Below are 26,927 nucleotides of genomic sequence, written 5' to 3'. Positions count from 1 at the left end.
AGGAGAGCGTGACCAGCGTATGGGTATCCTGCGAGAGGGCGCGCATGCGAATGGCCCAGAAGCTGCGCCTGTCGGTGCCCTCTTCGGTACAGATGAGCCGCTCAAACACGGCGTTGCCGGGCGTCCCCATTTCATGGCTGATGATGTCACTGCTGCGTACTCCCTGCGAGCGCGGCGCGCGGCTATCTTCGTTGAGATAGGGTAGGGCCAGGCGTGCAACGCGTTTGTTGGCGGCTGTGACCTGCAGGCTGGCATCCAGCGAATAATGGTTGGAGACGGCCCGGTCGGTTAAAGGATAGCTCCAGAGGCGGTTGCCCGTATAGGCATCCCAGACATGCAGCCCCAATCGATTCCAGCCAGCCAGGAGCGCCCCTGCTTGTGAGAGACGCAGTGCGCGCACCGCCTCAACCGTGAAAGCGGGATCACTGCTAAACTTAACGGACGCCACCACCTTATCCTGGCTGATCTCCCATATCGTGCCTGCTCCGTCGAGGGATCCAGCGGCCAGTTGCATACCGTGGACGGTACGCCGGCCATGGACCGCCGATGTAATACCGTGACTGGTCTTAATGACCAGCCCTGCATGCAGAGGTCCTCGCGTACTAAAAGTATGCAGACCCGAAAATTCTACATCCTCTGGATTATCTGGCACATGTGGACGTGAGCGCTGGCGCGCAACCCTGCTGCGCAGATCGACCACACCACCTAGAATGACATCATATTGCTCACGTTTCTCAGCCTCGCTGAGTACCGAATAGGCCCGATTGATACGTTTCATCTCCAGCGCACCCTCTGGTCCTGCCAGGTCGGGATGAAAGCGGCGTGCTAATTGTCGATAGGCGCGCTTGATTGTATCATGATCTGCATCAACGGGAACGCCTAGAATGGCATAATAGTTTTCTGGTGTATCCATCATTCTTATCGTATCATAGCAAGTCTCTGATAGCGTTTTTGATCAGATTGAGCCTACCAGAAACAACAATAATCACAAGCATATTTGGTATCCATAATACATATGGATATTAGCTGTACTGCTATACCATAGTAGAGTGCGCGCTGTTATGCACACCAGTTGACGTTCAGCGCAGGCTTGCTGAAAGCCACATTGTAGCATGAAGTGGACCACTTCTGCATATCTCTTCGATTCTACCATATTCTCTCACTTGCTCTTGCCCTTTCGTACCCTTTTTCGTATATTCATGGTGTTTGGGGACTGCAACTCAAAAGAGACGTAATTAGAGAGAAACGATCCGTGTGCGTGGACGTTCGTTCTTCACGGCAATGCGGCGGATGCCCCACATATACCAGGTAGCGAAGGTGCGATAGGGACGCCATAGCTCGCCGTGTTCCAGCGCTTCTTTCCCGGTTGGACGTTCAGGCAGTTGATAAGCAAAGCGTATACCTTCAAGGAAACCCAGATCGTCTACCGGCAGTACATCAGGTCTCATGAGTACAAATATGAGACACATCTCCGCCGTCCAACGTCCGATGCCTTTGACCGCGGTCAACTGGCGTATAATCTCTTCATCCTCAAGTTCAAAAAGTTTCTCTAGCTGCAACTGACCACTGGACACGTGCTCAACAAGGTTGAGAATATAGCGAGCCTTCTGGGTAGAGAGTCCCAGTGCTCGCAACTGCTCAAAATCAAAGGGCAACAGATTTTCAGGTGTTACTTTGCCGTTTGGCATGGCCGCGCATACACGAGCCATAATCGCATCGGCCGCCTTAACTGAAATTTGCTGTGAAACGATGGCATCAACCAGGGCATTGAAGATATCTGGATCAGGTTGCAATGTGCATGGTCCAACACGTTTAATGACATCCTTCATAATTGGGTCTATATCGCTTAAATAAGCTGTCGCTGCTGAGATAACATCAGTATATGATGAGATTTGCATTGATCTCACAATTCCTTCTACCGTCTGTGCTGTACATTAACCTGTGCTGGTAGTATAGAAGCGATAAGAACATTTGTCCAGTATCATTGTGGACCCATAGGTGCGCCCCTTGTAGGCACACCTATGGGCTAGCAATAACCCAGAGAGTGCCAGGTTTGTGGACCGACCACTCCGTCAACCTGCAGGCCTTTTGCGCTTTGATAATCTTTGACAGCCGACTGTGTTAATGATCCAAAGTCTCCATCCACCGTAAGAGGGGGTGAAAAGTTGTACGGAGAGTTAGGAAAATCATGAGCGTTGTAATGAGCATTGAGAGAATTTTGCAACGTCTTAACTAATGACCCTGTAGAACCTGATTGAATAGTTGAAGGACATGCGGGCGGTGGCGGTGGTGGTGGCGCTGGAGTAGGAGTAGGGGTAGCTGGAGCAGGAGGGGTAGCCGGAGCCGCCGTAGGCAAGATTATGGGAACTGTGGGAGTTACCCGGGGATGACGCGTGGTGGTTACCCGGGGATGACGCGTTGGAGTTGCTTTGGCAATGTGCGTAGCTGTGGGTGAGAGTGTTCCCTTGCTCGCAATCTTACTTCCATTGCTGGATGGAGTTTTGTGTGTTGTAGGGGTAGAAACAAAACTTCCACTATTGCTAGCATATACAAGCGAACAGGCTATCAGCAGCAATGCCAGGGCAATGATCACCGCTGCTCCAATCCTCTTTTTTCGCCCCTGCCGGGCAGGCGCAGTCGTGGTTAGAGGTTCAATGGCAGAGGAATTCTCATGCGTTGTATTCGAAATAACGTGAGGCGATTGTGCCAATTCGTCTGGCTCCGTAATATCTGCTGGTAGAGGCGTGTGTCCACCATCGGTGGCCTTGATCCTGACAACCTTATTATCAGTGGCTTGTGCCTGTGTAGACTGCATGCTATTAGATGATATTACCGATACCTGTTCGGACCCACTCGCTGCTTCTAATGCCGTCGCAAACGCCTGCACACTCGCAAAGCGTTGGCTGGGATCCTTGGCCAGCGCGGTCATCACGACCTGTTCTACTTCTGGCGGAAGCTCGGGCGTATATTGACGCAGTGGCGCCGGCGCGGCTGATTGGTGTTGAGCCCACATCTCAAGTAGCGTTCCTTGAAAAGGTCGCGTTCCACACAACCATTCATACGCAATGATTCCCAATGAATATTGATCACTCGCTAATTGTGGTTTCCCCTGCAGTTGCTCCGGTGCGACATAGGCGACAGTTCCGACCAGGGATTTTTCTACACTCTGAGAATAGGTTGTCTGAGCGATCAAGGCGACCCCAAAATCACTGAGTAACAGGTTATTTTTCTGGCCTATGAGTACATTACTCGGCTTGAGATCACGATGAATCAAGTTGTGCTCATGAGCATATTGCAAACCATCAGCGATCTGATTGACATAATTCACTACTGTGGAGAGCGGTACTTGCGTTTTAGAAGGATGCCGTTGCCGCAAGGTTCCATGGGGAGCATACTCCATGATCAGGAACGGGATACCGTCTTCGATCCCAAAGTCGAGCAGACGGATAATGTGGGGATGTGAAAGGCGCGCCAACGTACGCGCTTCGTTGATAAAGCGTTCGTGATACTCGTCGATCAGGCGTGTATACAAAATTTTGATAGCAGCAAAACTTCCAAGGTGAATATGTTCACCCAGATAGACATCCGCAAAGCCTCCCTGACCGAGTAAGCGAAGCAGGCGATAATGACCAAATTGCTGTCCAGTGTAGTCTGCCATATGCTAAAGCTCTTTTTCCTCTCTAGTTTGTGCTCAGCTGAAAGCTTCTTCTCTAGTAAGGGCCTAATTGTGAAGATACATCTGTTTGACCATTTGAAAATGTAAAAGAGGCATAGGCTGAGGCTGTCTGGGCAGGTCCATCATAGACCATGCCTGTATAGCAAGATGTCTGACCAGATGCTACTACCCCATTTCCTCCATTAGCACAGGTATAGTATTTTCCGTCGTTATTACGGACAATTTTTGCATTTCCATAGTTCTTTGGGACGGGGTTGGAAAATACAACTTTGGCCCAGGCTGCGTGGCACGTGTAACTAAACTGAAAATATAATGTCCCTGTTATACCGCCCACATTAAAACTTTGCTGTGTTGAATTAGATTGTGTTGCCGCGCATGTATGGCCGCCTACTGTGTAGGTTGTTGGATTCTGGCCATCGACGGCAAAGGTCTTTTGCGGTGGGGAGGTCGGAACAGGCGTGGGCGCGGCTGACGTTGCAGTGGGTTTGATAGCTATCGGATTTTTCGAAGTTGCGCCAGAAGGCGTCAAGGTTGCGTTGGGAGATGTGGCATGACCACGCGAGGCAGTGGGTGAAAGCATGCTTCTGACAACGCTCGTACTCTTATCCGCGAATTGATTTGTGGGGATCGCTGTAGATGTGGCAGCGGATAGATGTTTGTTAGCAGATTCACTATTCATGGAGTATACAAGCGTACTCGTGATCAGCAGCAATACTAATGCAATTATTACTGCTGCTCCAATCCTCTTTTTTCGTCCCTGCCGGGCAGGCGCAGCTGTGGTGACAGGCTGAATGGCTGCGGAATCCTTATTCGTCGTATCCGAGATAACGTCAGGCGATTGTCCTAATTCGTCTGGCTCCGTAATATCTGCTGATTGAGGTGTGTGTCCACCATCGGCGGCCTTGATCCTGACAACCTTTTCATCCGCAGTTTGCGCCTGTGTCGATGGTCCGTTGTGAGTAAGGGTCACTGCTATATGTTCAGACCGACTGGCCGCTTCTAAGGCCGTCGCAAACGCCTGCACACTTGTAAAGCGTTGGCTGGGATCTTTGGATAGCGCGGTCATCACGACCTGTTCTACTTCTGGCGAAAGCTCGGGAACGTATTGGCGCAATGGCGCCGGCGCGGCCGACTGGTGTTGAGCCCACATCTCAATGACAGTTCCCAGAAAAGGTCGCGTTCCACACAACCATTCATACACAATGACCCCCAATGAATATTGATCACTCGCCAACTGTGGTTTCCCTTGCAGTTGCTCCGGTGCGACATAGGCGATAGTTCCGACAACGGACTTTTCTACACTCTGAGAATAGGTTGTCTGAGCGATCAAGGCGACCCCAAAATCACTGAGTAACAGGTTATCTCTCTGGCCTATGAGCACATTACTCGGCTTGAGATCACGATGAATCAAGTTGTGGTCATGAGCATATTGCAAGCCTTCAGCGATCTGATTGACATAATTCACTACCGTGGAGAGCGGTACTTGCGTTTTAGAAGGATGCCGTTGCCGCAAGGTTCCATGGGGAGCATACTCCATGATCAGGAACGGGATACCGTCTTCGATCCCAAAGTCGTGCATACGGATAATATGGGGATGCGCAAGGCGCGCTAACGTACGCGCTTCATTCAGGAAGCGCTCGTGATATTCGTCGATCAGGCGTGCATACAAAATTTTGATGGCGGCAGTGTTTCCCACGTGAACATGCTCGCCCAGATAGACATCTGCAAAGCCCCCCTGTCCTAATAAACGAAGCAAGCGGTAAGGCCCAAATTGCTGTCCAACATAATCTGTCATGTGCTAAAACTCTTTCCTTCTCACAATGCTTCGGTGTTAGTTATCTGTGCCTGCATGGCTGGCGCCCCACGGCGCACAAGGTAGCCACGACCTGTGGGCAATTTATCAGATGCACTCTGTTTATGAAGTACCTGACGTCCTTCTATTGGATCACCGCGCATGATGAGGCCAGGACTTTCCATATTTTTGATGCCACGATAGATAGGATCATAGTTAGCGCGACCGATTTCTACGACGCGGCGTGCCAGAATCAGGTGAATACCGACCTCTTTTGCTGGCTGTAGCAAGGCCTCAAGAGGATTGAGTGGATTCCCTGATTGTGGAGTTTGCGTGGCAACCATTTCGTAGTCGTCGACGAAGAGGTAATAGTGCGCTCCATTCCACGTTCTATCGCCCATTGCTGTTTCTACGGGGCTGGATGCGTTTTTGGCCAGACGCCGCTCAAACTCTTCATTGAGGAACTGAACACATCTCTTAATTTCATCCAGGGTAGAGGCATAGGCAATCACGTGATTGCTTTCCGCTAGACTAAACAACGACTTACGATAATCAACAATGATAATCCGCGCTTGCTCTGGTGTGTAATAGCGTTGAATACCGGTAATCCATGTCCGCAACAATGTTGTTTTACCACATTCTCTATCACCAAGGATTAAGAAGTGCGGATCATCGTTCACCATATCGATAAAGACCGGGCTGATATTGGCCTCTTCCAGGCCGAGAGGGATACCCTGCGATGGCGCATCGACCGAGCCGGGCATATCTGACCAGCGCACCTCGGGCGGCAGGATACGTATCTTGGGCGCGCCAGGCCCTTTCCAACTGGTATGAGCTTTTTGGATAAACGCTTCCAGTATCTTCTGCATCGTAAACGACGAGACATCATCAGAGCTATGGTTGCCGACAATGGGCAGCGCCGTCTGGAACAGCAATTTTTCTGGCAGTAAGCCGCGCCCGGGCGTTTCCGCTGGGATCATTGCAGCGGCTTTGCGATCAAACTCCGAGTCATTGGTATCGTTTAACCGCAACTCCAGGCGCGTGCCAATGTTGCTGCGCAATCTGGTACGGATATCTGTCCACTGATTGGCCGTTAAAATAACATGCACACCATAGGTCAGACCGCTGGCGATGAGTGATGTCACTGTGGCAATGCTCTCGGGATCATTTGTCTCGCATTCACTCTGGAACTGGCCAAAGTTGTCAATGAACAAAAATACATCCCCATACTGCTCTTGCGCAAACTTCCCTTGCTGTCTGAGGTGTCGATAGCTCGCCATGCCATCGATTTCGTATTGCTCAAATAATGCTTCACGGTCCGCGACGATCTGTAGCATGCGCCGCAGGACACGTTGCTGCTTATTTCTGTCAGCCCGGCTACAGATAGCGCCCACGTGAGGCGCGTGCTCAAAGACACGCAACAGGCCACCACCAAAATCGATGCCATAGATCTGCACTTCGCGTGGGGTGTGCGTGACGATCAGTGAGGTCATCAGGGTACGGAGCAAGGTACTTTTTCCCGATTGAGGCGCTCCTACCGCGACGAGGTGGCCTCCCAGTCCGGAGAAATCAAGGTATAGTGGCTCCTGCACCTGTTCCGCTGGTCGGTCCATCATACCGATAGGAACACACAGTGGCCCAAAGGGCGCACGTGCGGCAAACGAGGAACCATCCAATTTGCCTTGCCCACAGCGCTGCAGCACATCAGCAAGCGACATTTTTTCCTTTAAAGGCTCTTGCCAGACCGCGTGTACGCGCCAGCCAATGGCTGGCGCTGGCGCCTGTTTAACCTTCTCAATCACCATCTGCATCTCTGTACGTGGCGCCGTTAGCGCTTGCATGCTCTGTGTCTTTTCCCTGCCATCAGGCGAAAGCAGCTTGCCTGTATCTGTAAATGTACGAAAGAGCGTGATGGGATCAACCTGGCGTTGCTCGATTGGTATATAGGGGAGTGAAATAAGCGCGGTCTTAAAACTGGTATAGATATCCTCATCCACCTTAAAGTAGCCGCTGCCGGGAGATGGCGGTAGATAGTAGGCATCGTGCGTTCCAATTACCGCGCTACTTTCTTCCGCTTTAAATGTGCGCAAGGCGATGCGATAGCGCAGGTGACCTTCCAACGTCCTGATACGCCCCTCCTCGATACGCTGCGTTGCCAGCATCATGTGCATGCCCAGGCTACGTCCAACCTGGCCAAATTTGGTGAACAGCGCCAGGAAATCTTCGTAGTTGGCGATCAATTGCGCGAACTCGTCAACAATGATGATCAGGTATGGCATTGGCTCCATGTGAGGATTCTTGCGCCACAGCTTATGATATTCGGTGATGTTGGGCACACCAACCTGGCTGAGCATATTCTGGCGTCGCTGTTGTTCACCGAGCAGCGAGGAATACATGCGACTGATCAGGAGCGGATCGTTTTCCAGATTTGTGATGATTCCCGCTACGTGTGGTAGGTCAGCGAACTCGGCAAAGGCCGCGCCAGCTTTAAAGTCTATCAGCACAAAGTTGACGGTGTAAGGGTCATGGGTGAGTGCGAGACTGGTGACGACCGTACGCAACAATTCACTTTTACCCGATCCGGTTGCGCCAATCACCAGGCCGTGAGGACCAAAGCCGCCCGCCGCCATCTCTTTGATATCCAGCAAGAGGGGACCGTGTTTCTGCAATCCAATGGGAACGCGTAAGAGATCCTGGTTATGATGCCGGCGCCAGAGGTCAGCCACCTGGAGCGTCTCGATGGCCTGAATGTTATGCAACTGTAAGAGGCCGACGTTTTGTGAGAAGTCAAGGCTTGCTTCTCCATCAACGAGATGGAGCGGCGCCATGCTGCGAGCAATCTTTTCGCAGTGATCGATTTCCATCTTATCGAGAGCAACGAACTCGATGCCTTTGCCGTCAGGGAACGTTTCCTGGTAGGAAAGGTAGAGATCATGAAACGTTGTAGCGATCGAAAGGCGGGCCTGCAGAACCGGCGGTTCTTGCTCCATTCTGTTCACAAGGCTGATTACTGTGATGCCCAGTTGGGCGGCGTCGCGCATGATCTGCTCAAGTTCTGGCATCTGCGTAAGAAGACCACCAGGGGTAAATCCATCGATGATAAAGATGAGGTGCTTGAACTTCATCAACAGTTCATGCCCATCCTGCCTCTTCTCTTTGAGCAGTTTGTAGCGCATCTCCAGTTCTGGCTTGATCTGCGCATCAAAAAGGGTCCGGAAATTATCAACCGTATCGGCTAACAGGCACAGGGGATCTGCATCATTTGGATGTTCTAAACTGACCTGCCGTAGGCGGTGTGTATGGGGTAGCCACTTGAGCCAGCCCCACTCGGGAGCGGCGGCGGGAGGAAAATATGCCAGAACTGATATATCTTCGGGCGTATGGAACGTGGCGAGTTGACCTACCAGGCTTCGTGCCAGAGTACGTATCGCTGGATTTGGTCCAACAATTGAAATCGATCCCAGGTTTCTTAAAGGGATGACCAGGGGCTGGCCATCAATATGGCTGTTATGATTGACCAGGTCGCGCGCTTCTTGCAGCAGTGAAGGCTCTACCCTGGCTTTGTAATCTTCTTTAAAGGTTATCGGACAGCAGAGGGCGATCGGCGCGACCCCGATACGCACGGTGAGAAAATCCTCATCGGCCGGACGGCGCTCCCATAGCGCCTGTCGTCCGCTGACTACCTCCGGCAATATGGATGGTTCGGGATAGAGGCGCGTATTGCGCTGCACCTGGAGCTTTTTGAGCTCAGCCAGTCTGCGCTGGATGTTATCAAGGTAACCGCGATATGCCTCATTGCTGGCTTTTTGTTGTATCTTCTGGGCTCGGCGTTGGAAATATGTTGAAAGGAACATGATGCCAAGGGACAAGGGCATGATGCAGACCTCGGCGATGATGATGAGTGGATTGGGTGAGCCCCTTTCAAAGCTCAGGTATGAGATCATTGAAATAAGCATGATAAACATACCCGAGACGGGATAGAGATACTGTACAATTGAAGCTAACTTACCCCCTTGATCCTGAGGTAATTGCGGAGGGGCTTCAATCTGTATAGGCTCACTAGATAATGATGCAGGATAATTTCTAACGGGTCGATAGAATGTTGTTTTTGCCATAAGAACTCTCTACTCCGCACTAGTCATCATCAATGTTATCAGGTCGATTCTAAGGTAGCTGTTACTGAATATTCCATTTCACCCCGATATTTCCAGTGTTTTCCCCGGGCGCGATATTCACAGGCCGAAATGTTTGTTGAGGCGCTGACGTTTGTCGTGGACGTACCGCTGAGGACGTATCCTGCAAGAGCAGAATAGTGCCATCGACCACCCCGGCATCGAGCAGTGAGGCCATAGCTGGCAACGCTGTACCTGAGTCGGCTACGGAGAGTGTCCATTGTGGCCTGCCTTGTTGTGAGATGGATGCGCGTTTGAAGTCACAGATTTCGAGCAACATAGGAATGAACTTGCCTACAGGTACCTCCGCCGGCACCTGCATGTCGAATCTGCGTTCATATCCAATAATGGTCACAAGTAATGTTTGCATCGCTTTATAAACTGACCTATTGATAAAAATACAGCCGTAGGAGCCTGAAGAAAACAGGCTCCCACGTTATAAGAGACTACAACGAGTAGCGAAGGTTTAGAATCTGAAGGAACGCTGGATCTGACCATCCAGATCGTCATAACCCAGACCAGCACTGTTGACTTTACGTGAAATGGTCTCAAGTACCTGCTTGATGTCATTGACATCTTTGTGCCACTCATTCATCAGATCGACGAATTGAGCGGCCGCGGGGCCCTTCCAGAGCCCCTGCAGCTCTTCAATCGTGCCATTAACAGCGGTGATAAGATCACCTAACTCTACAGACTGCTGGGAAAATTTTGATGCGCCACTTTGTATACCTGCTGTATTCGCCTGAATCTCTGGCATAGTAAACACCTCTTTTGTGATATATGGTTGAAGTTCGCAGGCATGTTCTGCTATTTCAACCCGCCTCATTAAAAAGGGGAAGTGGGACCTGTTCACGTGAGCCTCATGTACAAAACACTGAAGGCTGAAAATTCCGCTTCCCTGCAAACGTTGACGAGCCTTCGGAAAGCCTATGTATCACACTTTCGCGCCGCTCTTCAACGTCTTTTTAAGGAGCGCAATGGTGAGTATCATAGGAATCCCAGATTGAATTATATCAATATAATTCCGTAAAAACAATTTAATCTATTTTGTACTAATCGCCTCTAGTAAATTTGGTACTAGAATGGTACCTTTCACTATAGAAAGTCGAAAAGATGGGAAGAACCTATGCGAATTTCACGATGCTGCATTATACAGGTTGTTTCAGTATCTAGCAATAATGGAGGACCATGAACAAAACTTGTTAAACCGGATAATGCCCGCTATTTTGCGTTTCGTGACAGCTTACGTAACATAGAGGCTACTAACCCCCGGAAGGCGATGAGATGGGACCATATGCCACCGGGATCTGGGCCTCGAGCTTCTGGATCAGGAAGTCCTTGGCAGCGTTCGTATCTACCTCTCCACCCTCTTTATGCGTGACATTCCAGCCCAAAGAGACCGCATACTCGAGAATTTTGTCTTTGCCCAGTCCCGACACCGCATTAAGAACCTCCCCTGCAGCGATTTCATCTCCAGCTTCGCCGACTCCTGGCACCAATTGCAGGGCCCCTAAAATCCCTATTGTTGTCCACTGCTCTGTAGTGAGATTCCACCAGGGTCTCTTACCTGCCTCGTTAGGAGTTTCTGGATCTATCGAGACCGCCTGATAGGGAATCCCTCCACTTCCGAGTGTGCCAGTGGGAGGAAGGTTGAGACCCTGGCCAGCAAAGAGAGCATTGGTGATCGTGAAAGGGAGATCACCAGTATGATCCACAAAAGGCGGGCCGGCGGGTGTGGAATAGTTGTAAAATGGCCCTGAGCCCAATTGGGGATAGGCAACCCCAATGATCTGTTGCGCGATTCCAACTCCTCCATCGAAACCCAACAGCGTAACGGAGGGACGTTTCCCGGACAGACCGTGATTCTGGAGATAGAGTCTGATCCACTGCATCACCGTGTCCGCCGTGCTTTTTTGCGCCCCTGTCACCGCGATCACCAGATGCCCGTTGGGCAGTTGCCAGATCAGGACCGGAGCCGTAGGATTCAGTTTGATCTCGTAGGCAATATCAGAGAGGTCGATCTTGTCGATGTTTGAGGCCTCCTCGACCGCGGTCTGGTAACCCTTGACTAGGAGGTAGAGCTTGTTTGCCCATTCATTCAGGTGCGTCTGCAGGCGTGTGGTGAGTGTTCTGACTGCCTGGCACGCACTCTCATGGGACCAGGTCAGATCTTTTTGAAACTGCTTATCCTTTTTATGATCCTGCATATACTGGTCGTATGTAGAGGTAATATTGTTGATGATCTCATTTTGTTTGCCAGTGAGCGCAGATGAGATGCTGGCACCGACGCCTGCTGGATCGAGCACGTAATCGAGGATGACCTCACTGGCAAACGCGTCCAGTTCTGGAACGAGTACCCCTTCCAATGCGCCTGCTGGGAGAAAGCGTTCGAGATTGACTTGCCCCATGCCGTCGTCGATCCCGCTCCCAACAAGCGAGGAGAGGTTATCATACTGCGAGCAGAGCGACTCAATATCAGAGCCAAGGCTATGTGAGGCGCTGTAAAAGTCGTAGATTTTGGCCTGGATGAGTTCCGAGCGTCCGTTGTTAACGGTAAATTTATTTTCGTAGACCTGTGTCCAGTTTCCTGACACATTCCCTACAAGTCTCATACAGGTTTGATAGAAAGTGTGTGCCGAGGAGGTATCCTGATTGAGTGTGTTCATAGCGGCTGAAGCGACCTGTGAGAGTGAATCCACAAATACCTGGGTGATACTAGTTAAATTTGCCATAGCTGTCATGCTCCTTCTCTACTTCGAAAGATAGGGGTTCCAATAAGGGGACAGAGAAAGCCCTAAGGACTAGTGACAGGGGGCGTGGCTGGTGGAGCGTCTGGCGGAAAGGCATCCGAGCTATTAGTCGTATGGGAACTAAAGGAATCCTTGAGGTGTACCTCATTCATCGCCGTCGCTATGGAGCCATTTTGCAGTGCTTTTCCAATAGCAACGCGATTATCCAAGAGGTCTGTGCGAGCCTGGGTAATCTTCGTCCCAAATTGCTCAAAAGCGGTATACAGCATGAGAGGCATCTCCACCTGGTGGTTGTTAATCTGGTCTTGAAGCCAGTTGACATGAGCGAGATCTTGTTTGCCCGCTGTTTCCACCTGGGAACCAACGCTGTCAGTGGTATTTGTATTCATCGCAAAGGGAGTGTCGCTCATCTTTTGCGTCCTTTCTCTAAAAATGCTCGTTAATATATTCAGAGTAATATGAATTTGTTAAAGTTCGTAAATTTAGTAGAAGCTTGTGATAATTTAAATATATTTCTCTGATGCGTATCTTTGCCCAAAAGCGAAATTGACTTTTCCCATTTCGATCTGGCGGGGAATTGTGTCAATGTTGCCCATTGATTGCAAGTGCTTTACCGTTCGCACATGTGAATAAGGATAGCTGGTATTGATCGCAAAGGGAATGACAAATGGTTGCGATTCATATAACAAATCGTTGACAAATCGGTAGTCAACCTCGGATTTGACTGATTTTTCTTCTTAAGAAGGGGGGAAATCTGGCCTGATAAATCAAATAAATGCAGATTGTATCCCTGGGATCGCTGAGATCGATTGGGGTTATCTTCACTTTCCAGTCCCCCTAACAGGAAGACTGGAAAGTGATAAAGCTTTTTGCGTGGCTCATCGACGAAGACGCCTATGTGATGAGCCTTTCATCGCCCTACGCAAGGCAATGATCGGCATTTTTCTATTTAATTGCCCGTATTGACCGGGGCGACGCCACCATGATCATAACCCTTAGGATTGGGATCGGGTACGAGTTGCGAGTTCAGGTAGGAGCTGTGGGTGAATTTGTCCAGGTTGGCACCACTCTCCTCTGGAACGGCTGATGACTGGCTAATGTAGAACTTCGCTTTTGGCGAAGCCTTGCCATTAGCTAGCTCGGTGAGCTCCTCAACACTTGGTTTATGGACTCCGCTTCCATCGCCTGGATCATAGTAGATATTGTAGGGCATGGATGACCCCATCTGATCAGGTGTTCCTGCCCTTGGACTCGCTCCAATGGTGTGATTCCAGATCTCGGCCATGATTGTTTCTTTCGCGATATCTCTCGCTCCTTGGGTGACTGCCTCTTTCCCGGCCTCCCTTGCGGCTCCTAGCAACCCGGCCTCCGCTACATTCCCTAACCCATCTGTAAGGAATGCGAGTGCTACCGACGAGACAGGAATAATAATCTGGTCAGGTTTGAGGCCAAGCCATGTCGTCTCGTGCTCCGGCGTCTCTTTGTCTACCTTGGTATATGAGAGGACGTTGAGGTTTGCTGGTAGTGTCTCCATGGGCTTTTCTCCGACCAGGACCAGGTTGTTCACCTTAAAGTTTTCGCCGCCCTTGTTCTCACCATCCAGAACCATCTGTTGGGTGATACCTCCATCTTTGTAACCAATCAGCGTGACGCCGGTATCCTTTGACAGACCATGCGATGCGATATACTGGTTGATCGCCTTCTCGACGTCAGCAGGGTTGGTTCCCGATTTGACGACGACCATCAGACCATTGGGCGTTTGCCATAGGTAGACCTTTCCGGTCATGCCGGGCGCTGTCACATCGGTGATCAGATCTCCAATGCTTGGAGCGTTGATGGCTGAGTCCGCATCGACATCGACCTGGAATTGTCCGACGATGGTTTGGAACTCCATCAACCACTCACCATAGCCCAGTTTCACTTTGTTGACAATGGTGGTCAGGTAGTGCAGTGCTGTCTGATAGCTGAAGTTGAGCTGCGTGTCATAGTACTTCCACGCATCTTTATTGATCTCTTTACTGCTCAATGCACTGTCCAGGTAATTATTCTGTTGAGACTTATAGTTCTGGAAATCACTCTGAATACAGGAAGCAGCATAGTTGATGTTATCTTCGATCAGTTGCTGTCCTTTGCCAGGAGTGAGTAGTTGATCCAGATTCCCACACAGGCTCGGCAGGGTGTCTTCGCGAATGCGCCAGACGACGGTTTCGCTGACGCTAGCGGGGTCAACCCCGCTGTATGGCGAATTGCCCTGGCCCTCGTTAAAGAACTGACTGATCGAGGTCGAGTATCGATCCGCATTGCCACCCATGCTGCCATATAGATCGTTGGTGGCAAGATAGTAGCGTGAGTCCTGATCATACGGTGGGCACAGCTCTTCAAGCGATTTGCGCGTCTGGTCGCAGGCCAGTTGAAAATCTTGCAATTTGGTGATTACATGTTGGGAACGCGAAACGTTGCGGTTAACGGCATCTTTACAGCCCTGGGCCCCTTTGCCGAGAAAGGGCATCGAGCCCGTCGCGCCATCAACATGGTCTAAGACATAGGTTTGGAACTGATTGGTGGTTGTGTTGTAGTGATTGGAAGCCGTACTGCTCTTCTTGCTCAGGTCTTCTAGACCGGTGAGCAGTGGCTGGATTACGTCCTCAAACTTCGTCATAGTGTCTTCCTTCTGTTATGGGATAAGTGTCGTGGGGGCGATATCGGTGAATACATTCACCGTGCTCACCTCCTGCTTATCAGCGGCGGTGGCGGTGTTAAGCAGAATACGCCCAATATCACTGCGCTGCGTCAGGACGTCTGTATAAGCCTGATGGAAATTGTTATTGAATTGGGAAAGCTTTCCCTGAAGGATCTGCGGCATTTCAGGCACGACTGTGGCTATATCTTTCTTGAAAGCATCAAGTGCTACTGGATCGGGAGAATCCTGCACGGATTGTGCACCGTTCAGAATACTTGTACCCAGTTCCTGGACCGAGATCGTATCAATCTGAAAATCGGTTTCGTGTGCCAATGACTTCTCTCCTTGGATTTAATTGCTACTTCTGATCCATATAGAAAAAATAAATATATGGATATTTTAGCATGCACATCTTGTCAAAAAAAGGTAATAGCTCACAATGATACTAACTACCTTTTATAAATACTAGTATTATTACGAGACTTTAGTTGTATGGAAAGGTTTCGTCCTCAGCTTTAACTGTTCGGTTCTTCAGAACTCCATACCTTGGCATATTTGAAGGAAACCTGCGTTGGAAAATCTTCGTTTGGCCCACTGGCGACAACACCGATACTCCCAGGTGCCTGATTATGGCTGTCTTGTATAGAGGCAACATGCTGCAGGTTCACATAAAAGTCCAATGTCTGGCCATTGGCATTGATGCCAATAAGATTTGTCTGGTTGAGTCCCTGTTTAATGGCGGGACTAAAACCGCTTTGTATCTGGTAATCCAGGTTATTGCGATCGTTGCGCTCTATAACATAGTCCCCATTCACTGTAATTTCGAACTTGAAATAAGTCTGTTGTGCGATATTGGCGCGAAAGATGAGTCCTCCAACCTGCCCTTGCTCTATCGTCATTTGTGCCTGATAGGTCAGATTCTTATAGCTCGTCTTGGTTGCCAGACAGCTACCAGGACCATTGGCGCTGAGTAGATAAGACTGGTTGGCAAAATGGCAGCTAATCGATTTATCATTATTGAGGTTGTCCCAGCCATAGTCATTGGCAGTGGAGTTGTTATCGAGTGCGTCGTTGACTACCAGCTTATTAGATTTTCCATAAGGATTTTGTTGCGACTGCGTTGCCGCGAGAATCTGAGTGTTAAGTTGATTGGTAAATGCAGAAGGGGCGGCAGTCGGTGTTGCCTTTACCACCGGGGTTATTGTCGTTGTTGTTCTACCCCAGATGAGCACTCCAATTGCAAAAATCAAGGTGAGTACCTGGATAACAGAAAAGATAATTATCCAGACAGGCGCAATTTGATACTTTTCTCGTAGTGGCACGGGCCGATCTATCTGCCTTTGCTTCTGTCTGCTGGACAGAAAATTTCCTTTCCGCTCTGGAGGTGGCGTGGACTGTGTGACTTTCCCGACAGGTGGTGGCGCTTGCTGCTCATTCAGATTGGGATATATCTGCCCATTTCTTTCATTAGAAAGGTCTGTCGGGTAAGGCTCAACAGTTCTCTGGGTATGTGTGGGTACCATAGATGAAGCGGCCTTGTTGGTTGAGCCATCTATGACCATTGGGGCCGCTTCATTCAATGACCTACGCATTTCATGTGAAGCAATGAAGGTTTCATCTGGATCTTTCTCAAGTGTCAGCAAGTTAAGGTGCAGTAATAGCCTATCTCTCGCTCTCAAGTAATCCTGGGTAGCGTCGAATGCTCGAAGCTTAGCTACCGCACGAGGTTCTCCATCTGGTGAAGGAGGTGCCACAACGAGGCGTAATACTTCCTGTATGCGCCCTTGAGAAACCAGGGTTAGCGCAAGGTTGATGGTAGATTGTACTCGTGATGATTGGATTGCTTCGGCATTCTGCACCAGGATGACGTATTGGCACTGAGGCAATTCTGTATAGAGGAATTGCATAAAGTTTTCATCAAAAATGCTTTCACTGGCGGTTATAACCTCTGCTTTGGCAGCTTGGAGATCCAGGATAAATTGCGCTGCAATATCTCGCTCATTCCGAGATGATTTTGCTGTCGCATAGCTAACGAAGATACGAGTCGATGCCATATGTGCTCCTTGAGATAGGTATACTGTATTTTCTGACTCAAACGAAAGAATATAGCAATATATGCAGCTTAAAAATATGTACGTAGGTGTGACGACTTCGCAAAGGTTAAAGTCACAGGCTTCTCAGGAGCTTTGTGCTTCCTGGAAGGCTCTTCAGAAGTCGAAGGCTGTTTTTCTGCAACATTTACAGGAATGTCATCGTTTCTCTTAGACCTTCTTGAGGTTATGTAGATGATTGACGAAGACAATTGTCTATATATAACTTCAATTATGTATATAAACTGAGGATTTGTCTACATAATCGCGAACAGTCCTGTATTGATTGGTAAATTTGGGTCTGGTAAGCACCTCCATTCTTGCGAGCAGCAGGTTGGCAAACTTCTTTTGGATTTTGTGCTAGTCACTCGGATCTTCAATCACATGGTTCGGAAAGCAGATTGTATAGTGATGCATGTCCAATGTAGCGATAATCCCTTGCTCGTCTGTACTATTACTGATACAATACTGTTCAAAAAGTGCTATAGCGTTTTTGGGACAGTATTGTATACCTTCCATTATCCAGAAAGAAGCGAACATTTTTTGCTATTTTTAGGAGATTGATGAAGAGGAGTGCATTGAGAATTTATGGAACAGTATCTACAGCCAGCAACGAGGCTTACCCCTGCACTGGTGATCTATCTCATAGATGCAAGTGCATCTATGAATGATCCTTGTGGGCCCAGGTCAACGATGAGCAAAATCGATCTGGTTAATGCAACATTACGCGAAGGTATCAAAGCGATGGTTTTGCGTTCAATGAGAGATAACAAAGTGCAGCCACGTTATCATATTGCCATATTTGCCTATAGCACAACTGTTCTTGATATTCTGCAAGGCATTCGTACCCTCCCGGAGCTAATGCGTGTTGGTGGCCCACCAGAACTGGTAGCGGGCGGAGAAGATACAGATACAGCTGCGGGCTTTAGCGCGGTAGAAGAACTTCTGCAACAGCATCTGGAGACCTATCAAGGTAGTCCTGCTCCACTCGTTTGTCATCTTACGGACGCGTTGCGCACCACACAAGATCCAGCGCCCATTGTGCAACGTATTCAGAAAATGCGAGTGGATGATGGTCCGGTACTGGTAGAAAATGTGCTTATGACTGCAAAACTGCTGCGCAAACCAGTGACGAACTGGCAACAATGGGAAGGGGTACAAAGAGCAAAAGATATTGCTGATAATTATGCCAGGCTCTTATTTTCTCTATCGTCACCTTTACCTGAAAACTACCGCCTGAACATCAATAGGTCCGCTGGCTACCAACTTCAGAAGGGTGCGGCGCTCTTTTTTCCCGGCACACAAACTGAACTGATGCGATTAGCTATCGCCGCTTCCTCTGCGACTCAGTTATAAGTTCGATTTATTCTTGGAAGAGGAGTATATACTGTGCTGTATGCCAACCATACGAATGATTATTCTGTAATCGAAACCGCACTCCGCACAGACACCTTCATACGCACTACATGTGAACCTATGCTATCTATTCATTGCCTTTCAACACGCTGCCTTGAATCTCAACTGGAAGGATCCTTCAATCAGGACTTTGTCAGGCTCGTGATTTCATGGCGCACAGCATCGCTCTGCTTCTGCGTTTGTGATGGCGTAGGTAGCTCCTATCAGGGGCATTTTGCGGCACGCTACTTTGCCCGTCGCCTGGTCAAGTGGTTGCAGATATTGCCGCAAATACCGCAAGATCCTCTTATTTTGCTTCCCTCGCTGCGTTCGAGTTTTTCTCAATGGGCTGAGAGTGCACATACTACGCTTGCTCATTTGAAGCTTCCTGCCGGGCTATCTGCCTGGGAATGTGAGATCATCAATGAGCAGCGCGATCTCTATGGCAGTGGAACCGTGTTTCTCGCTGGTCGCATCGATTATGCACCTGCAACTGCTACGCCACAATATATGCCGGCGCTCTTTTGCTGGATGGGAAACGTGACTGGCTATTCTTTCAGTGGGCAGAATCAGTATCGGGAGCTAGGAGATCACGGCGAAGATACAAACCGCTGGTCGACAAAACAAGGCACCCAGGGGAAGATTACTGTTTGTACCAGCACGCTACATCGACCTGATCCATTGATTATCCACACAGATGGACTTGACGCGATTGGACCAGACTTGATCTATCTGAGCGACGAAGAGCTAAAAGCACGTATACAGCTCTTATTACAACAGCCCAGGAATGATGATATGACATTGCTTAAATTGTGCTGGAATAACCTGTTAGCATAACTAGATAAAGAAAACAGAAGATCATGAATACATTTTGCCCGGATATACAAACCAAACTCATCATTAAAAGAGACACTTATCGTTTTTTACCACATCCTGTACTCCCGGATGAAGTAAATAAAATTGTACGCATAAATACAACAACATATCAGCTACAAAAAGAAGCAGATAAAACTCTCTGGGCTTTAAAGGTCCCGAATCCCGGGGCAGTTGATCCGTCCATTGAGCAAAAGGTATCCAGGCAAAGTTCCTTTGGACATCTTCCTGGTTTGTCGGCCGCGAATCGCATTTGTCTGTTGAAAACAGTATTTCCAGAGCTGATTGCAACCCATCCGAGCCTGGAATATGCCATTCTGATGCCCTGGATCTCGGGCAGAACGTGGGCAGGCTTTATGGATGATGGAGAACTCTGCTCGCAGTATTCCCTCGAGCGGGCAAAAGAATTAGCTCTTACCATGGCATATGTTTTATGGAGCCTGGAAACAAACGGCCTGGCTCACACAGATATCGCTGGAGATAATGTAATAATTGTGAACTACAAGCATGTCGAATTGATAGATCTTGAGGGCATGTATGTGAAAGGGACGCCGCCGGTGGCGCAGCCGAGCAAGGGATGGGCTGGATATCAACATCCGCGCCTTGATGGACAAGGCCAGAGTTATCTGCTTGGGGATCGTTTCGCCGGCGCGATCTTGCTCGTGGAAATGTTGACCTGGTGGAATCCTCTCATCCGTGCATTGACCGATGGCGAGTCTCTTTTCCAATTCAAGCATCCAGGAGCACGCGAAGAGATGACGCAGCGTTTAAGAGCAGTGCGCCAGACTCTGCGAAGCATGTACCCAGGCCTGCACGAGCTCTTTGAACAGGCCTGGTATTCATCCAATCTGTCCCGCTGTCCGGATTTCCGCTCCTGGGTTATGTGCCTCCTTCGGTTACGTTGGGATGGTTAAATCGTAGAAATTGTTTGTTTTTCGAGCATAAAGGATAAATGCGCCAGGTTATTGACCTGAAACAGGTCCTTCATTCCCCATCTCCTTCTGTAAAAATGCTTCTGCGGAACTCATAAATTGATTGAAGCGACTGGCGGCCTCCTGTTTTTCGACCTCGGTAGGACCACGTAGCTCAAAAGTGCGGCGCACGGTCTCGGCCGCCATTTCGGCCCGTTCTTCCAGTGAGATCTGGTATTCATCAGGCAGGAACTGGTCGCTTATTAAGAAACCGAGCGCGATGGCTTCGAGCATATGTACCTGGGTTTTAACTGGAATATCTTTGCGAATCAATCCTTGTTGCTGCATATATGTCATGTAGGTGTTGAAGCCCTCCATCTGTTGTTGGATACTCTCTTGGCTCAGCTGGGTATGGACTAGATCCCCCAGCATTTCTGTATCGCGGAGCATGATGGCTTTTATCAGTGGATTGCGCAGGGACCATAGCAGGGAATATTTGATCATGCTGTAGAGTGTTATGCCCTCGAGATCATTCTGCATTGCCTCCTGTGCTTTACGACTTTCAACAATTTTTTCGCGTATAAGCAAGGCCATGAAAAGCTCTTCCTTGGTTTTCCAGTGCAGGTAGATGGTGCCCTTGGCCACCCCGGCCTGCCTGGCGATATCATCGATGGTGGTTTTTTTATAGCCCCAGCGCTGCAAGAGCTCTGATGCCGCATCCAGAATGCGATTAGCCCGCTCTTGTTGTTTGTTTTGTTCAGCCTGGTCGGCTTCGCTGTTCTCTGCCACTTGTCTCCTCCTCAAGATGCTGCTTTTTTGCCTTTGTGACCATATGACTAAATATTGATAATCGGTCATATGGTTCTATTAAAGAATATAACCATGAATTGCGAAAAATCAAGGGCTGGCAAGTGACCGCTGTTTTGTGCTTCTTATTTCATCGTTTGTGTCGTACAATGACCATGGTGCAATTGTGTCTGATTCCACAGGAGTATTTTTATGAGTGAGAGTCAAAGTTCCTACAAGCATACCAACCGCCTCATTAACGAGACGAGTCCATATTTATTACAGCATGCTCACAATCCAGTTGACTGGTATCCCTGGGGTGATGATGCCCTGACGAAGGCGCGGCAAGAGGATAAGCCAATTCTATTGAGTGTGGGCTATTCGGCCTGCCACTGGTGCCATGTGATGGAGCGCGAGTCGTTTGAGAATGAGCAAATTGCCGCCCTGATGAATATGTATTTTGTTCCGGTGAAGGTTGATCGTGAGGAGCGACCCGATATCGATGCCATCTATATGCAGGCCGTTCAGGCCATGACCGGCCAGGGGGGCTGGCCCATGACCATGTTCTTGATGCCTGATGGTCGTCCCTTCTATGGAGGAACCTATTTCCCTCCCCAGGATCGACGTTATGGCCCACAGGTGATGCCCGGTTTTCCGCGTGTCCTGATGAGTATCGCCAACGCTTTTGCGCATCAGCGGGCGGAACTAGAGGAACAAGCGACGCAGGTGGTGGAACATCTCAACCGTCGTGGCAGCGTGTTGACACAGAGAGAGGAGGGGGGCGGCACGCCTTTGCTGGATAGTTTATTGGGCGCCGAGCAGCAACTAGTTGAGGATTTTGACGCTCGTTATGGTGGTTTTGGAAGGGCTCCCAAGTTTCCCAATACGATGGCGCTTGAATTTCTGTTGCGCATGCATTTGCATCGTCAAGCTGGACAGGTGGGGGCTACACGGGATGCGCGACTGCCCGAGGCTCTGGAAGTTGTTGAGACATCCCTGCAACGTATGGCGGCTGGTGGTATCTATGATCAACTGGGGGGTGGTTTTCATCGCTATTCTGTCGATGAGAAGTGGTTGGTGCCGCATTTTGAGAAGATGTTATATGATAATGCTCTGCTCAGCCAGCTTTATCTGCATGCATACCTGGTGACCGGCAATGACCTCTATCGGCGTGTGGTGGAAGAGACACTGGACTATGTGGTGCGTGAAATGACCTCACCTGAAGGTGGCTTTTATTCGACGCAGGATGCTGATAGCGAGGGCGAGGAGGGTAAGTTCTTCCTCTGGTCGCAGGAAGAGATTGAACGCACGCTGTCGCCAAAGGATGCGGCCCTGTTTATGGCCTATTATGGGGTGACCCGGCATGGCAATTTTGAGGGCAAAAATATTCTGAATCGCGTGCAGGACGACCAGGTGGCGGCCCAGCAAGCCCAGATCGATATTTCGACTCTGCAGGCCGCTTTGCAAAGAGGTCGTAGCACGCTGTTTCGCCTGCGCGAGCAGCGCATCAAGCCAGGGCGTGATGAAAAAGTGCTTACCTCCTGGAATGGCTTGATGCTACGCAGTTTTGCTGAGGCGGCCCGCTACTTGAAACGTGCCGATTATCTCCAGGTTGCCCAGAAAAATGCTACCTTCCTGTTGGATACTCTGCGCCAGAACGGCAGGCTATTGCGGACCTTCAAGGATGGTCGAGCCAGACTACAGGGCTATCTCGAAGATTATGCTTTCCTGGCTGATGGGCTGCTGGCCCTATATGAGGCCAGTTTCGAGACGCGCTGGTTTACCGAGGCCCGCACCTTGATGGATCAGGCTATCCAGCTTTTCGCCGATGAACAGGGTGGCTTCTTTGATACTGGCACGGATCATGAGACCCTGATTAGCCGTCCAAAAGATATTATGGATAACGCCACTCCGGCAGGCAATAGCGTGGCGGCAGATGTACTGTTGCACCTGGCGGCCTTTACAGGCGATAATAGCTATCGGCAGCGCGCTGACAGCTATCTACAGACGCTGGCAGAGATTATGGTGCAACATCCCCAGGCCTTTGGGCAGGTGCTGTGTGCTTTAGATTTTTCCCTCTCGCCAGTGAAAGAACTGGCTGTGGTGGGTGAGGTCCAGGCTGCCGATACGCAGAGATTATTGGATTGTATTAATGCGCGCTATTTACCGCAGAGTGTGCTGGCCTGCGCTCAACCGGCAGACCAGCAGGCCAGTATGGCTATCCCTCTCCTGGCTGATCGGCCGCTTAAAGAGCAACATGCCACGGCCTATGTCTGCCAGAATTTCGCCTGCCAGGCACCCGTGACAACGCCCGGCGAGCTAGCGGCATTGCTATAAACCCTGACCGATTCTACCGGTATTATTAAAGCTAACTAATCGTTAATATAGTGTACTTCGCCCTGGATCTCGCGGCGGCAGAGTAGTCCTTTGCTGGCCAGTTGCTCCAGGGCTTTTTCGGCTGCATTGATCTCCTGGGTGCCAATGGATTTCTTTTGAGGCGGTGGAAATAGGGTCGCGACCTCTTTGGCCGTCAGGACGGTCAGGAAGCTGTTTTGCTCATTGAGATAGCCCTGGATGGCCTGTTCATACCAGGGAACAAGGTCATGCGTTTTCAGCGGCGGCGTTGGTAGTACAACCATAACAGGACAGGTTGCGAGCTGAAGAACGCGGCGCGAGGTACTCCCTAATAGCATGCGGCGCAAGCGATCGCGCCAGCCATCCCCTCGACTTCCCACAACAATGAGATTGACGTGCCGTTCACGTGCCACGCGCACAATCTCTTCGGCCGGAGAACCGATGCTGGTCATCATCTCGATGTGCTTAAGATCAAATCCCAGATGCTCCAGGGTGGCACGCGCCTTTTTGAGTACCTCTTCCGCGTGCTTTTTCTGCTCACTTGTGGGCGGAATGAATGCGTATTGTTCAGTAAAATGCCCGGGATATTCAGTAATGACGTGAGTGCTCTGTATCGCATGAAGAAGAAAAATATCAAAGGAGGTATTTGATTCAAATAGATCACCTACTGCGCAGATTGCACACTGCGTAGTGGTGGAAAAGCTAGTATCGACCCCGAGCAAAATACGCTTGTTCATAGGAACGCCACCGCCTTTGTGTGTGACGGTTCACTTTTTTACTGTTGAGTACTACATTGTGTGAATGGTGCTTTAACTGTACTCTTATGTATATATTCATTATACCTTCTTTGGAAAAAAGGGGCAAGAAATGGGACAAATGACATATCTTCTTTGCCATTGAAGTCATCTATACTGATTGGCAAGTGGACAAGTACTGTTTTATCTGCCCACTCCGTCAGGCTTAAAAGATTTTTGCCGCTAAAGCAAATTATGCTTTTAAAGCCTAAAAGCGCATAAGGATTGCGGATATCAATAGTTGTGGAGCATCTGTTGGTAGGTTGCGGTGGTCAGCCATTACAGAAAGTAAACTCTATATATCGACGTGCATCTACCTGATATCCTGCTTTCGAGCCAGTTTGTAGCCTGGTATATGGACTTTACTTGTAGAAAAGATTTATCCCGGCTTCAAATATAAAAAAGGGATTTCACATATAGAGCATATGTAGGATATAGAGGGTGATGGATTTGATAAAGTGCAAAAAGTTGCGTCTACTAATATAGCAGAAAATGAAATAGTGTATCGTGTTTCAGCTACAGCTGGAAGGGAATAGATTAAAGCAATGAGTATTGAGATAGAAAAGCCACTCGGCGAGATGACTCTGACGGCCCTGACAGAATGCTGTATACGTGAGATGAGTAAGTATCGCCGGAAGGAACCCTGCGACGATAGTTATTGCCTGGAAATTTTTCGGCGCGCGGTCCAACTGCGGGATAACGAGGCATGGATTGTATTACAGCGGCAATTTAGTGACAATGTACGTCTGTGGCTGGGCGGTCATTCGCATCGCGAACTGGCTTTGCGCTATGAGGCCGAACAGACCTATGTCGATGATGCATTTCGACGTTTCTGGCAGGCGGTCAGCGATCAATCTCTAACCTTTTCAACGGTTGCCAGCGCGCTAAGCTACTTACGGCTCTGCCTGCACTGCGCCATCATGGACACGTTACGCGCCTTTGCGCGTGCCAATATAGAGCGCATGCCTGATTACGGGCATCCAGATGAGCCACAGGTTGAGGATCGCTACCACGAGAATGAGCTCTGGGAAACGATTAAAAGCATCTTACCGGGAGAGCGCGAGCAGCGTGTTGCCTATTTACATTTTCACTGTAATCTCAAACCACGAGAAATCATTCGTTACTGTCCTGGTGAGTTCCAATGTGAGGAAGAGATTTATCGTCTCAAGCGCAACATTATGGAACGTATTCTGCGCAATGCAGATAAGATTCGCTGGAAACTAGATGGGAGCATGCTTGCCTGACGAGCATGCTCAATCCTGGGGCTTTTATTGGGCAATTTCGAAATGATGCTACAAAAAATATGTTATCCAGCGTTTTATACAGCGAAAGCCTAAATTGCAATTGAAAAAACTCATTAAATGGAATAACTTTATATGAAGGACCGGGAATAATGGATTGTCTGTGCGTGGTTGCACCGAAAGACGAGGATTTGTTGCGATATGCGCTTGATGGGGAAGCTTTGTCACCGACAGCAAAGGAACACCTGGCGGATTGCGCTATTTGTCAGCAGCGCCTGAACAGGTATGCAACTGCCAATGACTTTTTGCTTACCCATCTCTACCGCTACCAGTGTCCCGATATGACAACCTTAAGCCAGTATTGCGTCGGGATGTTGTCTGCGCATGAGGAGGAGAAGATTAGAGCACATGTGAGAGCGTGTCCCCTCTGTGCTGTCAACGTAGCTGAAACACATAGTTTTCTGGCTTCGCCGGTACCCTTTGTCGAGCCCAACCTCCTTTCTTCCTCCTTACCCGCCCAGCAGGATAATATCAGTGAGCTGGCGAACTGGTGCTCACCGGTTGCTCTACAGCCACCCGCATCGCGCATACGGGTCTGGCCCTATTTCCATCAAACTGATACGGTGACTCTCTCATTACAGGCGAAGCAAGATTATCAAGATAGCATTGTTCTCACTGGCTCTCTGTTCTCTAAGAATGGTGGAGATGGTTGTTCTGTCTTCGCAGGTATCAAGGTTGAATTATATCGTGCTATGCCACCCAGCAGTATGGAGGAGAACATAGGCGAATATGCTGTCCATATTGAGCAATTGCCCACCTATATGGATCAGCCACTATTTTCTGCGCAGGTTGATGACCAAGGGACCATTGTATTTGGGGCGGTGCCGGGTGGAGAATATCTTATGATTATCTATTTGCCTGAGACGGCGCTGGTAATCGAAAGATTACATATCGAAGTGCGCTAATCGGCGATAAAGTGTTACATTGGTGCAAAAAGTGCGCACAGCGCACTTTTTGCACCAATGTAACAAACCTCTTTTGAGCGCCGCAGGAGCGTAGTGTCAGGGGCCGAAGGCACGAAACGCATGCTTTTACTGGGCCAGGTCGAACACGATCAGGTTCTGACTGATCTGCGTAAGTTCTTTGGCCACCGTCAGGTGGGCGGGATGCGACAGGTAAGTTTTCAAGTGATCCATACTTTCCAGATGCATGACCATGCCATAGGTATATCCCTGTGTATTTTGACCGAGGTTTTTTCCAACCTGAACATCGTGAATGCCAGGAATGAGCTGCTTGAGCGCTTTTATTTGCTCAAGAACGGTTTGTAGCTGTTCAGTTGATGTTTCTGCCTTGGGTTGAATCAAAACGATATGTGTGATCATCGGTTGTTCCTCCGTCCTCCATAAACTGCA

The 26,927-nt window shown here is 49.4% G+C and carries 20 protein-coding genes and 1 pseudogene; 6 read left to right on the top strand and 15 right to left on the bottom strand.

Annotated elements, in window-relative coordinates; all coding sequences use genetic code 11:
• Nucleotides 1-715 precede the first annotated feature (715 nt).
• From JMI88_RS40925 to JMI88_RS28950, 12 genes and pseudogenes are all read right to left on the bottom strand, one after another.
• Nucleotides 716-913: pseudogene (locus JMI88_RS40925) on the bottom strand (DnaJ domain-containing protein); the annotation flags it as partial.
• Between the two features lie 322 nt (nucleotides 914-1,235).
• Nucleotides 1,236-1,898 (bottom strand): DNA-3-methyladenine glycosylase family protein, encoded by a 663-nt coding sequence (locus tag JMI88_RS29000; protein WP_201365443.1) that lies wholly within the window; start codon nucleotides 1,896-1,898, stop codon nucleotides 1,236-1,238.
• A 128-nt stretch (nucleotides 1,899-2,026) separates the two neighbouring features.
• Nucleotides 2,027-3,658: a serine/threonine-protein kinase gene (locus tag JMI88_RS28995; RefSeq protein WP_201365442.1), complete on the bottom strand. Its 1,632-nt coding sequence runs from the start codon at nucleotides 3,656-3,658 to the stop codon at nucleotides 2,027-2,029.
• A 52-nt stretch (nucleotides 3,659-3,710) separates the two neighbouring features.
• On the bottom strand, nucleotides 3,711-5,471 hold the full coding sequence (locus JMI88_RS28990; protein WP_201365441.1) for a serine/threonine protein kinase: 1,761 nt from the start codon (nucleotides 5,469-5,471) through the stop codon (nucleotides 3,711-3,713).
• 20 nt (nucleotides 5,472-5,491) lie between these two features.
• Entirely contained in the window at nucleotides 5,492-9,583 is a 4,092-nt protein-coding gene (gene eccCa / locus JMI88_RS28985; RefSeq protein ID WP_201365440.1) for a type VII secretion protein EccCa, read from the bottom strand.
• 61 nt (nucleotides 9,584-9,644) lie between these two features.
• Complete coding sequence (locus JMI88_RS28980) at nucleotides 9,645-10,010, bottom strand: EsaB/YukD family protein (protein WP_201365439.1); 366 nt, start codon at nucleotides 10,008-10,010, stop codon at nucleotides 9,645-9,647.
• Nucleotides 10,011-10,106: 96 nt separating this feature from the next.
• Nucleotides 10,107-10,397 carry a WXG100 family type VII secretion target gene (locus tag JMI88_RS28975; protein WP_201365438.1) on the bottom strand — a complete coding sequence of 97 codons (291 nt, stop codon included), beginning with the start codon at nucleotides 10,395-10,397 and terminating at the stop codon, nucleotides 10,107-10,109.
• 505 nt (nucleotides 10,398-10,902) lie between these two features.
• A complete protein-coding gene (locus JMI88_RS28970; RefSeq protein WP_201365437.1) occupies nucleotides 10,903-12,372 on the bottom strand; it encodes a hypothetical protein in 1,470 nt (489 codons plus the stop codon).
• Between the two features lie 62 nt (nucleotides 12,373-12,434).
• Nucleotides 12,435-12,800, bottom strand: a complete 366-nt coding sequence (locus tag JMI88_RS28965) for a hypothetical protein (RefSeq protein WP_201365436.1) — start codon at nucleotides 12,798-12,800, stop codon at nucleotides 12,435-12,437.
• 539 nt (nucleotides 12,801-13,339) lie between these two features.
• Nucleotides 13,340-15,049 carry a hypothetical protein gene (locus JMI88_RS28960; RefSeq protein ID WP_201365435.1) on the bottom strand — a complete coding sequence of 570 codons (1,710 nt, stop codon included), beginning with the start codon at nucleotides 15,047-15,049 and terminating at the stop codon, nucleotides 13,340-13,342.
• A gap of 15 nt (nucleotides 15,050-15,064) precedes the next feature.
• The gene (locus JMI88_RS28955; protein WP_201365434.1) at nucleotides 15,065-15,403 is read right to left on the bottom strand and encodes a hypothetical protein; all 339 of its coding nucleotides are present in this window, start codon (nucleotides 15,401-15,403) and stop codon (nucleotides 15,065-15,067) included.
• A 182-nt stretch (nucleotides 15,404-15,585) separates the two neighbouring features.
• A complete protein-coding gene (locus tag JMI88_RS28950) occupies nucleotides 15,586-17,124 on the bottom strand; it encodes a TIR domain-containing protein (RefSeq protein ID WP_201365433.1) in 1,539 nt (512 codons plus the stop codon).
• Between the two features lie 624 nt (nucleotides 17,125-17,748).
• Between JMI88_RS28950 and JMI88_RS28945 the strand changes: the two genes are divergently transcribed.
• The 3 genes from JMI88_RS28945 to JMI88_RS28935 all read left to right on the top strand — a co-directional run bounded on the left by JMI88_RS28945 (nucleotide 17,749) and on the right by JMI88_RS28935 (nucleotide 20,342).
• Entirely contained in the window at nucleotides 17,749-18,516 is a 768-nt protein-coding gene (locus tag JMI88_RS28945; RefSeq protein ID WP_201365432.1) for a vWA domain-containing protein, read from the top strand.
• A 120-nt stretch (nucleotides 18,517-18,636) separates the two neighbouring features.
• The gene (locus JMI88_RS28940; protein WP_268906034.1) at nucleotides 18,637-19,392 is read left to right on the top strand and encodes a protein phosphatase 2C domain-containing protein; all 756 of its coding nucleotides are present in this window, start codon (nucleotides 18,637-18,639) and stop codon (nucleotides 19,390-19,392) included.
• Nucleotides 19,393-19,415: 23 nt separating this feature from the next.
• Entirely contained in the window at nucleotides 19,416-20,342 is a 927-nt protein-coding gene (locus JMI88_RS28935; protein ID WP_201365430.1) for a serine/threonine-protein kinase, read from the top strand.
• 48 nt (nucleotides 20,343-20,390) lie between these two features.
• On the opposite strand, the gene JMI88_RS28930 is transcribed toward JMI88_RS28935, so the two are convergent.
• On the bottom strand, nucleotides 20,391-21,128 hold the full coding sequence (locus JMI88_RS28930) for a TetR/AcrR family transcriptional regulator (protein ID WP_201365429.1): 738 nt from the start codon (nucleotides 21,126-21,128) through the stop codon (nucleotides 20,391-20,393).
• Between the two features lie 210 nt (nucleotides 21,129-21,338).
• Between JMI88_RS28930 and JMI88_RS28925 the strand changes: the two genes are divergently transcribed.
• Nucleotides 21,339-23,462, top strand: a complete 2,124-nt coding sequence (locus tag JMI88_RS28925; RefSeq protein ID WP_201365428.1) for a thioredoxin domain-containing protein — start codon at nucleotides 21,339-21,341, stop codon at nucleotides 23,460-23,462.
• A 35-nt stretch (nucleotides 23,463-23,497) separates the two neighbouring features.
• On the opposite strand, the gene JMI88_RS28920 is transcribed toward JMI88_RS28925, so the two are convergent.
• Entirely contained in the window at nucleotides 23,498-24,217 is a 720-nt protein-coding gene (locus tag JMI88_RS28920) for a universal stress protein (RefSeq protein ID WP_201365427.1), read from the bottom strand.
• A gap of 602 nt (nucleotides 24,218-24,819) precedes the next feature.
• Here JMI88_RS28920 and JMI88_RS28915 point away from each other — a divergent pair.
• Complete coding sequence (locus JMI88_RS28915; RefSeq protein ID WP_201365426.1) at nucleotides 24,820-25,518, top strand: sigma-70 RNA polymerase sigma factor region 4 domain-containing protein; 699 nt, start codon at nucleotides 24,820-24,822, stop codon at nucleotides 25,516-25,518.
• Nucleotides 25,519-25,667: 149 nt separating this feature from the next.
• Nucleotides 25,668-26,480, top strand: a complete 813-nt coding sequence (locus JMI88_RS28910; RefSeq protein ID WP_201365425.1) for an anti-sigma factor — start codon at nucleotides 25,668-25,670, stop codon at nucleotides 26,478-26,480.
• A gap of 126 nt (nucleotides 26,481-26,606) precedes the next feature.
• Here the strand turns inward: JMI88_RS28910 and JMI88_RS28905 are convergent, their stop codons facing one another.
• Nucleotides 26,607-26,897 carry a Dabb family protein gene (locus JMI88_RS28905; RefSeq protein ID WP_201365424.1) on the bottom strand — a complete coding sequence of 97 codons (291 nt, stop codon included), beginning with the start codon at nucleotides 26,895-26,897 and terminating at the stop codon, nucleotides 26,607-26,609.
• Between the last annotated feature and the right edge of the window lie 30 nt (nucleotides 26,898-26,927).

The sequence above is a fragment of the Dictyobacter formicarum genome, from assembly GCF_016587435.1.
Note: the sequence above shows the minus strand (reverse complement) of the source record. Positions and strands in the feature narration are given on the sequence as shown.